At 45.5% G+C, this 12,259-nt stretch carries 12 protein-coding genes; 7 read left to right on the forward strand and 5 right to left on the reverse strand.

Annotated elements, in window-relative coordinates; translation table 11 throughout:
• Positions 1–100: 100 nt before the first annotated feature.
• Positions 101–1,495, reverse strand: coding sequence for an envelope stress sensor histidine kinase CpxA (gene cpxA / locus R7F64_RS21620; RefSeq protein WP_005382383.1), 1,395 nt, complete (start codon positions 1,493–1,495; stop codon positions 101–103).
• A complete protein-coding gene (locus R7F64_RS21625; RefSeq protein WP_005382384.1) occupies positions 1,495–2,184 on the reverse strand; it encodes a response regulator in 690 nt (229 codons plus the stop codon). Before R7F64_RS21625 ends, cpxA begins: the two co-directional genes overlap by 1 nt.
• A gap of 190 nt (positions 2,185–2,374) precedes the next feature.
• Here R7F64_RS21625 and R7F64_RS21630 point away from each other — a divergent pair, with 190 nt between their 5' ends.
• From R7F64_RS21630 to pfkA, 3 genes are all read left to right on the forward strand, one after another.
• Positions 2,375–2,887 carry a CpxP family protein gene (locus R7F64_RS21630; RefSeq protein ID WP_005386388.1) on the forward strand — a complete coding sequence of 171 codons (513 nt, stop codon included), beginning with the start codon at positions 2,375–2,377 and terminating at the stop codon, positions 2,885–2,887.
• 111 nt (positions 2,888–2,998) lie between these two features.
• Complete coding sequence (fieF, locus tag R7F64_RS21635) at positions 2,999–3,907, forward strand: CDF family cation-efflux transporter FieF (RefSeq protein WP_025768809.1); 909 nt, start codon at positions 2,999–3,001, stop codon at positions 3,905–3,907.
• A 283-nt stretch (positions 3,908–4,190) separates the two neighbouring features.
• On the forward strand, positions 4,191–5,153 hold the full coding sequence (gene pfkA, locus R7F64_RS21640) for a 6-phosphofructokinase (protein WP_005381521.1): 963 nt from the start codon (positions 4,191–4,193) through the stop codon (positions 5,151–5,153).
• 90 nt (positions 5,154–5,243) lie between these two features.
• Here the strand turns inward: pfkA and R7F64_RS21645 are convergent, their stop codons facing one another.
• Entirely contained in the window at positions 5,244–6,626 is a 1,383-nt protein-coding gene (locus R7F64_RS21645; protein ID WP_053303027.1) for an MATE family efflux transporter, read from the reverse strand.
• A gap of 240 nt (positions 6,627–6,866) precedes the next feature.
• Between R7F64_RS21645 and R7F64_RS21650 the strand changes: the two genes are divergently transcribed.
• The 3 genes from R7F64_RS21650 (at position 6,867) to R7F64_RS21660 (ending at position 9,759) form a co-directional block, all read left to right on the forward strand.
• The gene (locus R7F64_RS21650; RefSeq protein WP_005381516.1) at positions 6,867–7,157 is read left to right on the forward strand and encodes a co-chaperone GroES; all 291 of its coding nucleotides are present in this window, start codon (positions 6,867–6,869) and stop codon (positions 7,155–7,157) included.
• 77 nt (positions 7,158–7,234) lie between these two features.
• A complete protein-coding gene (groL, locus tag R7F64_RS21655; RefSeq protein WP_318072073.1) occupies positions 7,235–8,881 on the forward strand; it encodes a chaperonin GroEL in 1,647 nt (548 codons plus the stop codon).
• 314 nt (positions 8,882–9,195) lie between these two features.
• Complete coding sequence (locus R7F64_RS21660) at positions 9,196–9,759, forward strand: VC2662 family protein (RefSeq protein WP_005381507.1); 564 nt, start codon at positions 9,196–9,198, stop codon at positions 9,757–9,759.
• 100 nt (positions 9,760–9,859) lie between these two features.
• Here R7F64_RS21660 and R7F64_RS21665 read toward each other — a convergent pair whose 3' ends face one another.
• The gene (locus tag R7F64_RS21665; RefSeq protein ID WP_005381504.1) at positions 9,860–10,357 is read right to left on the reverse strand and encodes an MgtC/SapB family protein; all 498 of its coding nucleotides are present in this window, start codon (positions 10,355–10,357) and stop codon (positions 9,860–9,862) included.
• Positions 10,358–10,452: 95 nt separating this feature from the next.
• The gene (gene epmB / locus R7F64_RS21670) at positions 10,453–11,475 is read right to left on the reverse strand and encodes an EF-P beta-lysylation protein EpmB (protein ID WP_053307395.1); all 1,023 of its coding nucleotides are present in this window, start codon (positions 11,473–11,475) and stop codon (positions 10,453–10,455) included.
• Positions 11,476–11,507: 32 nt separating this feature from the next.
• Between epmB and efp the strand changes: the two genes are divergently transcribed.
• Positions 11,508–12,074 (forward strand): elongation factor P, encoded by a 567-nt coding sequence (gene efp, locus R7F64_RS21675; protein ID WP_005381500.1) that lies wholly within the window; start codon positions 11,508–11,510, stop codon positions 12,072–12,074.
• The last annotated feature ends 185 nt before the right edge of the window (positions 12,075–12,259 follow it).

A 12,259-nucleotide genomic window follows, 5' to 3' on the forward strand; every position in this document is an offset into this window, starting at 1 on the left:
TATTCTACGAAGCCTCACCAATTTCTAAAGTGAGGGTGGGGCTGTTAATCACTCACTCTAGAAATATGGTGCGAATTATTGTTAGTTCATCAAATTGAGACTAACAATTGATCGGTAAGGTGATACTCATGCGCAATCCGCCTAAAGGACTTCGGCTGGCTGCGATCGTGCCACTGTGCTGGCGAATGGCACTTTCGGTAATGGTTAGGCCGAGACCTGTGCCGCCAGAGTGGCGATCGCGTGCCGTGGAAACGCGATAGAACGGGCGAAAAATCGCGGCCAGTTCCTCTTCTGGTACACCTTCTCCATTATCGTCAACCGTGATACGAAGCGTATCGTCATCGGCTTTGATGTCGATTTGTACCTCATCTTTTCCGTAGTAAATGGCGTTACGAACGATATTTTCCACCGCACTCATCAGCAGTTTAGGGTTACCGGAAATATTGCGCTTAGGTAATTCTGAATAGTGTAGCTGTTTGCCCATTTGCTCTGCTTCAAACTGCGCATCTTTAATGATCTCTTCCCATAAACTTTCTAATGGCTGTGTTTCGCGAGTCATATGACTGTTCGCCTGCATGCGAGAAAGCTCTAATAGTTCGCTGATCATCTGTTCCAAGCGCTGCGCTTCGGTATCGATACGAGTCAATTCTGGGCTTTCTCCTTGTTTACGCGTCGCTAATGCGCTTGCCATGCGTAGACGAGTTAAAGGTGAGCGCAGCTCGTGAGAGATATCGGATAGCAAACGTTGTTGTCCTGAAATCATTTGATTAACCGCTTCGACCATCTGGTTGAAGCTGCTACCTGCTTGACGAAATTCCGCCGTACCTTTTTCTAAATTTGGGTCTGTGACAAATTCACCTTTCGCCACACGTTGAGCAGCGGCTTCAAGACGACGTGCAGGCTGACTCAAAGCCCAAGCAAGCCATAACAGCAATGGTGTACTAACCAGCATGACCGCAAGCAAGAGCTGGAATGGGTGATCAAACAGACGCAGGAGTAGAGGTGGTGGCTCATTCCATTTGAAGCCCACGTACATCAAGATATCGGAACCTGCCAAAGTGATAGGAATTGGGCCCGCAATCATGTATCGACCATACAGCTTCTGCTTTGGATTATTGTAATCTTCGATACTGGTGACAAAGTTTTGCATGGCACGCAATTGAAAATTGCTGCGTTTTTCTGTCGTAAGAACATTACCGCTGTAGTCAGAAAAAAAGACTCGTGGGCGAGGGTCGTGCTTGCCGTGACGGTTGCCCTCGATACGAAAAAGTATGCGGCCTAAATCTGTTTGCTGGCTGTATTTTTGTTGGATTGAGTCACGCGTTTCTACCATACGTTTGTAGTGTTCTTCTGGAATATCGCGAGCTTTGCGTGGGTCCAAATGTGGCAGTGATAGCACGGCTATCAATACTAATAACATGGTGAACCAAAAAATGGCAAAGATGCGTCCATACAGGCTATTGATGTTTGGCAGTTTGATGCGTGATAGGCGCATTAATCCTCCTCAAGCAGCATGTAGCCACGACCACGCAGGGTTTTAATTCGCGGCTTGCCATTGCTTTGATCTGGTAATTTTTTACGTAAGTTCGAGACATGCATATCGATAGCGCGATCAAAAGCAGCGAGTCGTTTACCAAGCACATCTAAGCTCAGTGTCTCTTTGGTCAGCACTTGTCCTGGGTTTTGTACGAAGTGGGTGAGTAGCGCAAACTCGGTTGCTGTGAGATCGAGTAACTGTTGCTCACAATACGCTTCTTGCTTACCGGGATAGAGGCGGATTTCTTGATACTCAATGCAATCGCTGTTTTTGGTATTTTTTTGTGTGCTGCTAGTGCGGCGTAAAATCGCGCGGATTCGCGCTAACAGCTCTCGGTCACTAAAAGGTTTTGGTAAATAATCATCCGCGCCCAGTTCCAAGCCGATCACGCGATCAATTTCTTCCCCTTTAGCGGTCAGCATCAAGACGGGAGTTTCCCAATTTTCACGTAAGCGTTTCAGCGTTTCCATGCCATTGAGTTTTGGCATCATGACATCCAACAAAATCAAATCAATCTTATCATTGATCGCGGCTAAGCCGGCTTCACCGTCATTTGCTTCGCTGACGTCAAACCCTTCGAAACTGAGTACTTCTTTTAATAAGCTAGTTAGCTCGATATCGTCATCGATTAAAAGAATGTTTGCCATGGGGGCACCTATAGTAAGTTACCGATAGCCTAATATTACATTGGAATGATGCGCAACGAAGAGGAGAAAAATCACTCTTTACGATTCTTTACGCTCCCTATACGTCGCTTTACCTAGCGGGTCGTATTCTATACTCAAGCGCTGTGAGAACAGCTCAGAAGAACCACTCACCTGTGTAAGGAATCGTATTATGAAGTCTGCAAAAAAACTTGTGTTAGCTGCTGTTGTTCTACCTCTTACTCTTGGCGCCGCAAGCGCATTCGCTTACGGTGGTAAAAACCATCATAAAGGTCCTCGTGACGAATGCGGCATGGGTATGGACCGAGGTGTCATGCGCCAACTAGACCTGACTGATGCACAAAAAGATCAGCTAAAAGAAATGCGTGAAGCAAACAAAGCAGAAATGAAAGCAAAATTCGCTGATGGCAAAGAAGCACGTATGGCTGAGCGTCAAGCGCATCACGCAAAAGTACAATCGCTTTTGCTGGCGGATAACTTTGATGAAGCTCAAGCTAGCGAATTAGCAAAAGAGATGGTTGAGCGCCAAACGGAACGTCGCGTGCAAATGCTAGAAAGAAAGCACCAAATGCTTAGCGTATTAACACCTGAGCAGAAAGCGAAATTTGTTGAGCTACAAAATGAACGTATGCAAGAGTGTGGCGACAGAATGCACAAGCGCATGGAAAAGTCGCGCAATAATTAAGTCATGAATTGATGTTATATAAAGAGGCAGCCATTGGTTGCCTCTTTTTGATCTGGTTATTTCATGGTCATTCAATATACTCAACGTATGGTTTTAGTTAACTCTTTGATTATGAAACAGCAATACGCACGTTTAGTTACGACCGCCGCTTGGACTGCAACCATTGTGGCGACGCTTCTTCTGATAGTAAAAGTCATCACGTGGTGGGTAACCGGCTCAGTGAGCTTATTGGCGTCATTGATTGACTCCATGTTAGATATCGCGGCTTCGGTTGTGAATCTTGTGGTGGTTCGTTACGCCTTACAACCGGCAGACCGCGAACATACGTTTGGACATGGTAAAGCTGAGTCCTTAGCGGCCCTAGCCCAAGCAATGTTTATTTCGGGCTCGGCAGTATTTTTGATTCTTAACGGGATTGACCGATTTTTCCGCCCACATGCTTTACACGCACCGGAGTTAGGTGTGTATGTATCGCTGTTTGCGATTGTGGTCACACTTGGCTTGGTGATGTTCCAAAAACATGTGGTTCGCGTGACGGGGAGCCAAGCAATAGCGGCGGATTCTCTGCATTATCAGACTGACTTGTATATGAATGCTGCGATCATGGTGGCTCTGGGGCTCAGTTATTTTGGAGTGACTCAAGCGGATGCTGTGTTTGCGATTGGTATTGGTGTCTTCATTCTTTATAGCGCTTTCAAAATGGTCAGCGAAGCGATTCAAACCTTACTTGATAGAAAGTTGCCCGATGAAGAGCTTGAGCAAATTAACCAAGCTTGTTTGAGCGTAAAAGGGGTATTGGGCGTGCATCAGTTACGCACGCGAATGTCAGGACCGACGCGCTTTATACAGTTGCATTTAGAGCTAGACGATAACTTACGATTAATTGAGGCGCATTACATTGCTGATAAAGTGGAAGATAATTTATTGGCTCTGTTTCCTGATGCGGACGTACTGATCCATCAAGATCCATTGTCTGTCGTTTTCGGACCTGAGAAAGAGCAGAAAGCGCAAGATTGGTAGGCTTGAAAAATCCATCAGTGCCCGACGACAAACAGGTACTTATTGACTATCTTTCCATCAATACTTATTAAGATTCGTGATCCTGATATGAATCAACAAAGTTTCATAGAGAAACTGTAATACTCTTACATAAGTAGAAAAGTTACATAAAAAAGTGCGTTTTCATTGGTAATCCTGTAGAGGAAATGTAACATAACGCACAGTTCTGGATTATGCAGGTTGCTTGGTAACAAGGGGCCTAAAAGAAAATTAAATAATTGATTGCCAAAGATCGAGGGTGAGCATGATTAAGAAGATCGGTGTTTTAACAAGTGGCGGTGACGCACCTGGTATGAACGCTGCGATACGCGGCGTAGTACGTACAGCACTATCCGAAGGATTGGAAGTATTCGGTGTGTACGACGGCTACCTAGGCCTATACGAAGGCCGCATCGAGAAGCTAGATCGTTCTAGCGTTTCAGATGTGATCAACAAAGGTGGTACGTTCCTAGGTTCTGCACGTTTCCCTGAATTTAAACAAGTGGAAGTTCGTGAAAAAGCGATTGAGAACCTGAAAAAACATGGTATCGATGCACTAGTGGTAATCGGTGGTGATGGTTCGTACATGGGTGCGAAGAAACTGACTGAAATGGGTTACCCATGTATCGGTCTTCCGGGCACAATCGACAACGATATCGCAGGTACGGATTACACTGTGGGCTACCTAAGTGCACTAAACACCGTTATCGATGCAATCGACCGTCTACGTGATACTTCTTCATCTCACCAACGCATTTCAATTGTAGAAATCATGGGCCGTCACTGTGGTGATTTGACTCTGATGTCTGCAATTGCGGGCGGTTGTGAATACATCATCACTCCGGAAACTGGTCTAGACAAAGACAAGCTGATCAGCAACATCCAAGATGGTATCGCTAAAGGTAAGAAACACGCGATCATCGCGCTTACTGAGCTAATGATGGATGCTAATGAACTAGCACGTGACATCGAAGCCGCGACAGGTCGTGAAACTCGTGCAACAGTACTTGGTCACATCCAACGTGGTGGTCGTCCAACTGCATTTGACCGCGTACTAGCATCTCGTATGGGTAACTACGCTGTTCACCTATTGATCGAAGGTCATGGTGGTCGTTGTGTAGGTATCGTGAAAGAGCAACTTGTTCACCACGATATCATCGACGCAATCGAAAACATGAAGCGTCCAGTACGCAACGATCTATACAAAGTTGCTGAAGAGTTGTTCTAAGCAAGTTTGAAATAGATAAACAAAACCGCGGCTTTCCGCGGTTTTTTTGTATTTGAGAATCAACAAAAAGAAACTAGCGATAGACGAGTGTTAAGACACGCTGCTCTGCTCTATGAGCGTTAATTTTCGCTCGCGCAGCGCAAACAAGTAGCCCAGTAGCCCACCCAACGTATTCCCAACCGCGATACCGATAAACAAGCCTTCAATACTGTAGATTTGGCTCCCGATCCACGCCGATGGCAAGGTAAAAATGAACAGCCGCATAAAGCTCCACTGGAATGCACGCAATGGCTTGTGCATCGCATTCAAACCACTGACTAACATCATCACTATGCCTTGGAAGCCATAACTAAATGGCACCACCAGTAAATAATGCCAAAGCAGGTTTTTCACCGCATCTTCCTGAGAAAACAGCGCAGCCAGAGGAATGCTCAGTGGCACCATCATCAAGAAGATAAACCCTTGGAATACCACTGCAAAACGCATGCTAATAAATAAACCGGAAAAGGCTCGTTGCGGTTGTTTGGCTCCTAAATTTTGTGCCATAAACGGTGTGAGGGCAGAGGTCAGCGACATCAATACTAAAATCAATATAGACTCAATACGCTGCGCTGCGCCGTAAGCAGCAACCGCCGCTGTACCATGGTTGGATAACAGCATCATCAGAATGGCACCGGACAACGGATTCATCGCGTTTGATAGCGCAGCAGGGGTACCAATTCTTAGTGTCTGTTGCCAGTCTTGTTTCAGCAAAGCCCATTGGGGTTGAGCAAGCAATTTTTCCCTTTTAACTAGCACATAGAATGAGCCACATAAAGCACCTAACCAGCTAAAGGCACTTGCTATGGCTGCGCCTTGAATGCCAAGTTCCGGAAAAGGGCCATAACCGAAAATCAACAATGGATCGAGCATGCCATTAATCAAACCAGCCAACATCATGACTTTTGCTGGTGTTTTTGTGTCGCCAGTAGCTCGGATAGCACTGTTGCCCGCCATTGGGATCACTAGCAGAGGAATGGTGAGATACCAGACCTGCATATATTGCTCAATAAGAGGGATGAGATCATCAGACGCACCAAGAAAACGAAACAATGGCGCAATGGTGGTAAAGCCAATAGAAGACGCGATAGCCACAAGTAACACGGCTAACAACAAACCGTGGGTGGTGAACCGAGCAGCTTGTGGTGCATGACCTTGCCCAAGCAAGCGACCAATATTGGTCGATAGTCCCATCCCAATCCCCATCGTAATGCAGTTAACCGCAAAGGTGACAGGGAAGGTATAGCTGATAGCCGCTAGCGCTTGAGTGCCAAGCAACGAGATAAAAAACGTGTCCACCAAGTTAAACATCAAAATTGCGATCATGCCCATGGTCATGGGTACGGTCATTTTCCGCAGCGTTTCAGGAATGGGTGCGGTCAACAAACCATGCTTATCGGTCGCTTGGGGTTCCAGCTTGTTATTTTCCTGCATGTGTGACAACTATCTGGTGAGCAAACTGCAAGGATACAAGAAAGCGAGATGCCGAGCGAGTGAGCATTTCTAACGCAAACCGTTGCCTAGTTGTTCGTTATTTTAACTAAGTCACAAAAATTTTGTGCCACCCCCTTGGGATCGCTGCTTCGACCCCTTATATAGGGATCACGTGTCTGGGGCTACAGTCCCTAAAGACAATTATCAAATAAACATGGAAATTTTCAGGAGAGACGACCGATGAACATTCGTCCATTACATGACCGAGTTATCGTTGAACGTAAAGAAGTTGAATCTAAGTCTGCTGGTGGCATCGTTCTGACTGGTTCTGCTGCAGAAAAATCGACTCGCGGTGTTGTTCTAGCTGTGGGTAAAGGCCGCATCCTAGAAAACGGCACCGTACTGCCACTAGACGTTAAAGTCGGTGATACCGTTATCTTTGCTGAAGGTTACGGTACAAAAACTGAAAAAATCGACGGTAAAGAAGTGCTTGTCATGTCTGAAAACGACATCATGGCGATCGTTGAATAATAGCAATCATTGAGTAATTTTTTGCTCAGATTCAATTACGAAATTACACACAAAGAATTTTAGAAAGGAAATCAAAGATGGCTGCTAAAGACGTTAAATTTGGTAATGACGCACGAGTTAAAATGCTGGAAGGTGTAAACGTTCTGGCTGACGCAGTAAAAGTAACACTGGGTCCTAAAGGACGTAATGTCGTTCTAGACAAATCTTTTGGTGCACCGACTATCACTAAAGATGGTGTATCAGTAGCGCGTGAAATCGAGCTGGAAGATAAATTCCAGAACATGGGCGCACAAATGGTTAAAGAAGTTGCGTCTAAAGCAAACGACGCAGCGGGTGACGGTACAACAACAGCAACGGTACTAGCACAATCTATCGTTAACGAAGGTCTAAAAGCAGTCGCAGCGGGCATGAACCCAATGGATCTGAAGCGTGGTATCGACAAAGCTGTTGCCGCGGCAGTTGAGCAACTAAAAGAGCTTTCTGTTGAATGTAACGACACAAAAGCGATCGCGCAGGTTGGTACTATCTCTGCAAACTCAGACGCAAGCGTAGGTAATATCATTGCAGAAGCAATGGAGCGTGTGGGTCGTGATGGCGTTATCACGGTTGAAGAAGGTCAGGCGCTACAAGACGAGTTAGACGTAGTAGAAGGTATGCAGTTCGACCGCGGTTACCTGTCTCCTTACTTCATCAACAACCAAGAATCAGGCAGTGTTGATCTAGAAAACCCATTCATTCTTCTTGTTGATAAGAAGATCTCAAACATTCGTGAGCTTCTTCCAACGCTAGAAGCTGTCGCGAAAGCATCTCGTCCACTGCTTATCATTGCAGAAGATGTAGAAGGCGAAGCGCTAGCAACATTGGTTGTGAACAACATGCGTGGCATCGTAAAAGTTGCAGCTGTGAAAGCACCTGGTTTCGGTGACCGCCGTAAAGCAATGCTACAAGACATCGCTATCCTAACTGGCGGTACTGTGATTTCTGAAGAGATCGGTCTAGAGCTAGAAAAAGTTGCACTAGAAGATCTAGGTCAAGCGAAGCGTGTTTCTATCACGAAAGAAAACACGACTATCATCGATGGTATCGGTGAAGAAGAGATGATCTCTGGCCGTGTTGCTCAGATTCGTCAACAAATCGAAGACGCAACTTCAGACTACGACAAAGAGAAACTACAAGAGCGCGTAGCTAAACTGGCTGGCGGTGTTGCAGTAATCAAAGTTGGTGCTGCGACTGAAGTTGAAATGAAAGAGAAGAAAGACCGTGTAGAAGATGCGCTAGCCGCAACTCGCGCAGCGGTTGAAGAAGGTGTTGTTGCTGGTGGTGGTGTTGCACTTATCCGCGCGGCATCTAAGATTGCTCACCTAACGGGTGACAACGAAGAACAAAACGTTGGTATCCGCGTTGCACTACGTGCAATGGAAGCGCCAATCCGTCAAATCACGAAGAACGCAGGTGAGGAAGACTCAGTTGTTGCGAACAACGTGAAAGCGGGTGAAGGTAGCTACGGCTACAACGCGGCAACAGGCGAATACGGCGACATGCTAGAAATGGGTATCCTAGATCCAACTAAAGTTACTCGTTCTGCACTACAATTCGCAGCATCGGTTGCAGGTCTGATGATCACAACTGAAGCGATGGTTACTGACCTACCGCAAAAAGACGCGCTAGCGATGCCTGACATGGGCGGCATGGGTGGCATGGGCGGTATGGGCGGCATGATGTAAGCCAGCTTATCTCATCGCTCTAAGGGACCCCTTATAGCGGAAAGATAACCGACCAAACCTTTAAAAGTCGAGGCAGATGCCTCGACTTTTTTATGCGTGTCACCCGAGAAACATGACGTTCTGGTGTGGCTTATCATGAGATTTTTGAGCGTAAAAAGCGTCATTTCAGAAGCAAAAAATCGAAGAGAAATATTTTTTCTTTTGAGTCAGATGGTTAAATCTGACCTATTGCTAACACTTTTTGAACGGGGACAGAGCAAAATCTGAACATTACACTATGTTGTAAATTGTTGCTTCCCATCATGGAGATGAAAATGAAAAAGCTTATGACGTCATTGGCGGTTGCAGCCGCTATCGCATCACCTGTTGCTTTTGCCGACAGTACACCTGTGATGTTCTCTACTATCGATAACACAAACGCACCCTCTAATTCTTCAGTAGGTGGCGTTCGTTTAGCTGTGTTGCATGGGCAGGTAAATGAGGTTAAAGGTGTCGACTTTTCACTGCTTGGTATGTCAGAAACGGATCGTACGACAGGTGTGAACTTCGGTCTGTTTTTTGGTGCAGCAAAAGTAAATCAAGAAATGAAAGGCGCGTCTTTAGGCTTAGTTAACTGGAACCAAGGTCAGACGACGGGTGTTAACTTGGGTGCTGTTAACATTACGAACAACGTAAAAGGCTTGAACTGGAGCGCGGTGAACTATTCTGAAGGCTACACCATGGCGGATGTGGGCTTAGCGAGTATCTCTAAGAAGTCTAATTTCCAGTTTGGTTTCTTCAACATGACCGATCAAATCGATGGTGTGCAAATTGGTCTTTTGAACTGTGCGGATAACGGTTTCTTCAAGTGTTTCCCACTCATCAACTTTGCTAAGTAATCCCTGAGAAAGTCAGAATCTTTATATACAGAAAGCCCTCGATGTTCGTCGAGGGCTCTTTAATTACTGATGAGATGAAGCGAGTTTCTCGGAGCGTTAACTATTTAATTAATCGTGATGAAGTTTTGCGTTGTTGAATTCTTTGATGAACACCGCGGCGTAATGCTTTGATGTGGTTTTCTGCTTTATCCACACCTAACAACACGGTTAGTGTCAGGAGAGTAATAACCACCGACTGCGTTAAATAACCCAAACCTATCATCAAACCTAAACCTGCTAGCACCCATATTACAGCCGCGGATGTTACGCCATGGATTTTTCCATCAAGTGTCATCATAACGCCAGCGCCTAAGAAGCCGACGCCAGTAATGATCTGACCAAGCACTCGTGCTTGATCAAGAGTATTTGGCGATAACGACACTGCCATCGACATAAACAGGTAGGTGCCTGAAATAATTAATATTGCTGTGCGAATGCCAACCGGTTTACCACGAGTTTGGCGCTCTATACCGATCATGAGCCCATTAATGGCGCAGCATAGTAGGGCAGGCCAACTGAATGGGCCAAGATCGAAAATTTGTTCGAATGCTGTATGCATCTTGACCTCCAAAAGTGCGGAGTATGCATAGACTTACCGTGCAAAGCGAACAAAAATAATCAATCTAGACGACAAATTTAATTGAGTGTCAGAGCTTATTCTAAATGCAAATCCAACGGCGTTTTACTTGGCCTGCCACCAACTTCTCGTGTGAGTTTTGGTACCAGATAACCCGATACACGCGTGATGAGTCCGCGCATAATAGCTTTCGCTTCTTCGTCCGAAATAAAGTAGTGCGCTGCGCCTTGCACCTTATCAAGAACGTGGAGGTAATAAGGCAAGATACCCGCGTCAAATAAGGCCTCACTTAACGCCACTTGAGCTTCTACCGAATCATTCACGCCTTTCAGCAGAACGCCTTGGTTTAGAAGCGTAACGCCCGCTCTTTTGAGCTTGAACATCTGTTCAGCAAATTCGTCATTGATTTCGTTGGCATGGTTGATGTGAGTGACGAGGATGATTTGTAACCTTGATGCTTGCAGAAGTTGGCATAGTTCATCAGTGACTCGAGCTGGAATCACCACAGGTAAACGGCTATGAATACGCAGACGTTTGATGTGAGGAATGTGAGCAATGTGCTCTAAAAGCCAATGAATCTCATCGTCTTTTGCCATTAATGGATCACCACCTGAGAAGATGACTTCGTTCAACTCTGGTTGTTGTGCCATGTACTCTAAGCACTTGGTCCAGGCTTGTTTCCCGCTTTTGTTCTCTTGATAAGGGAAGTGACGACGAAAGCAGTAACGGCAATTTACCGCGCAGCCACCTTTGACAATCATCAGGGCGCGGTTGCGATACTTGTGTAGCAGGCCAGGGACTTCATTGTCCTGCTCTTCCAATGGATCATTGGAGTAACCCGGATGCACCTCAAATTCGTCGCTCAGTGGTAAAACCTGACGTAAAAGAGGGTCTTTAGGGTTGCCTTTCTCCATCCTATCGACAAAACTTTGCGGTACACGCTGTGCAAACAGCTTGCGCGCGGCAAACCCGTCTTGCCACGGTGAAGGATCAATTTCCAGTATTTCGAGCAATTTTGCAGGATCAGAGATCCCATTCGCCAACTGTTTGAGCCAGTTTTGCTCAACAGATTCGACTTTTCGGGTTATTATGTGCGGCATTGAATTTAGCTCTAAGAATGTAAGAGGAAAAAATGGCTACAGTTAGCACCAATGAATTTAAAGGCGGTCTTAAGTTAATGCTTGATAACGAGCCTTGTGTAATTCTGGAAAACGAATACGTTAAACCAGGTAAAGGCCAAGCGTTCAACCGTGTTAAAATTCGTAAACTTCTTTCTGGTAAAGTGCTAGAGAAAACATTCAAGTCTGGTGACACTTGTGAAGTGGCAGACGTAATGGATATCGACCTAGATTATCTATATTCAGACGGCGAATTCTACCACTTTATGAACAGTGAAACGTTTGAACAGATCGCAGCGGATGCAAAAGCGGTAGGTGAAAACGCTAAGTGGTTGGTAGAAAACAACACTTGTATGATCACTCTTTGGAACGGTAACCCAATTACTGTTACTCCACCAAACTTCGTTGAGCTAGAAGTTGTAGACACAGACCCAGGCCTGAAAGGTGATACTCAAGGTACTGGCGGTAAACCAGCGACGCTATCAACTGGCGCTGTTGTTCGTGTTCCTCTGTTCATCTCAATTGGTGAAGTGATTCGCGTAGATACTCGTACTGCTGAATACGTAGGTCGTGTGAAGTAAGCACTTTATATGATTGTTAGAAAGGTCGCTTCGGCGGCCTTTTTTATTGCCTGTGATTCTTCTCTTTTAATCCCTCTGCGTAAAACATCGATATCCTCCGCAAATTTTTGATGATTTTGTATTATTCGTAAAAATCTTATTTATTCCATGAATCTGTCGATTATTCCTTAATGTAACATTTTGAT

Origin of the sequence: Vibrio sp. Vb1980, from assembly GCF_033338615.1 — a bacterium.
Lineage (GTDB): Bacteria > Pseudomonadota > Gammaproteobacteria > Enterobacterales > Vibrionaceae > Vibrio > Vibrio alginolyticus.

Excerpts from the sequence above, each read along its gene's own strand:
- cpxA (WP_005382383.1), bottom strand. The coding sequence starts at position 1,495 with ATGCGCCTATCACGCATCAAACTGCCAAACATCAATAGCCTGTATGGA.
- R7F64_RS21625 (WP_005382384.1), bottom strand. The coding sequence starts at position 2,184 with ATGGCAAACATTCTTTTAATCGATGACGATATCGAGCTAACTAGCTTA.
- R7F64_RS21630 (WP_005386388.1), top strand. The coding sequence starts at position 2,375 with ATGAAGTCTGCAAAAAAACTTGTGTTAGCTGCTGTTGTTCTACCTCTT.
- fieF (WP_025768809.1), top strand. The coding sequence starts at position 2,999 with ATGAAACAGCAATACGCACGTTTAGTTACGACCGCCGCTTGGACTGCA.
- pfkA (WP_005381521.1), top strand. The coding sequence starts at position 4,191 with ATGATTAAGAAGATCGGTGTTTTAACAAGTGGCGGTGACGCACCTGGT.
- R7F64_RS21645 (WP_053303027.1), bottom strand. The coding sequence starts at position 6,626 with ATGCAGGAAAATAACAAGCTGGAACCCCAAGCGACCGATAAGCATGGT.
- R7F64_RS21650 (WP_005381516.1), top strand. The coding sequence starts at position 6,867 with ATGAACATTCGTCCATTACATGACCGAGTTATCGTTGAACGTAAAGAA.
- groL (WP_318072073.1), top strand. The coding sequence starts at position 7,235 with ATGGCTGCTAAAGACGTTAAATTTGGTAATGACGCACGAGTTAAAATG.
- R7F64_RS21660 (WP_005381507.1), top strand. The coding sequence starts at position 9,196 with ATGAAAAAGCTTATGACGTCATTGGCGGTTGCAGCCGCTATCGCATCA.
- R7F64_RS21665 (WP_005381504.1), bottom strand. The coding sequence starts at position 10,357 with ATGCATACAGCATTCGAACAAATTTTCGATCTTGGCCCATTCAGTTGG.
- epmB (WP_053307395.1), bottom strand. The coding sequence starts at position 11,475 with ATGCCGCACATAATAACCCGAAAAGTCGAATCTGTTGAGCAAAACTGG.
- efp (WP_005381500.1), top strand. The coding sequence starts at position 11,508 with ATGGCTACAGTTAGCACCAATGAATTTAAAGGCGGTCTTAAGTTAATG.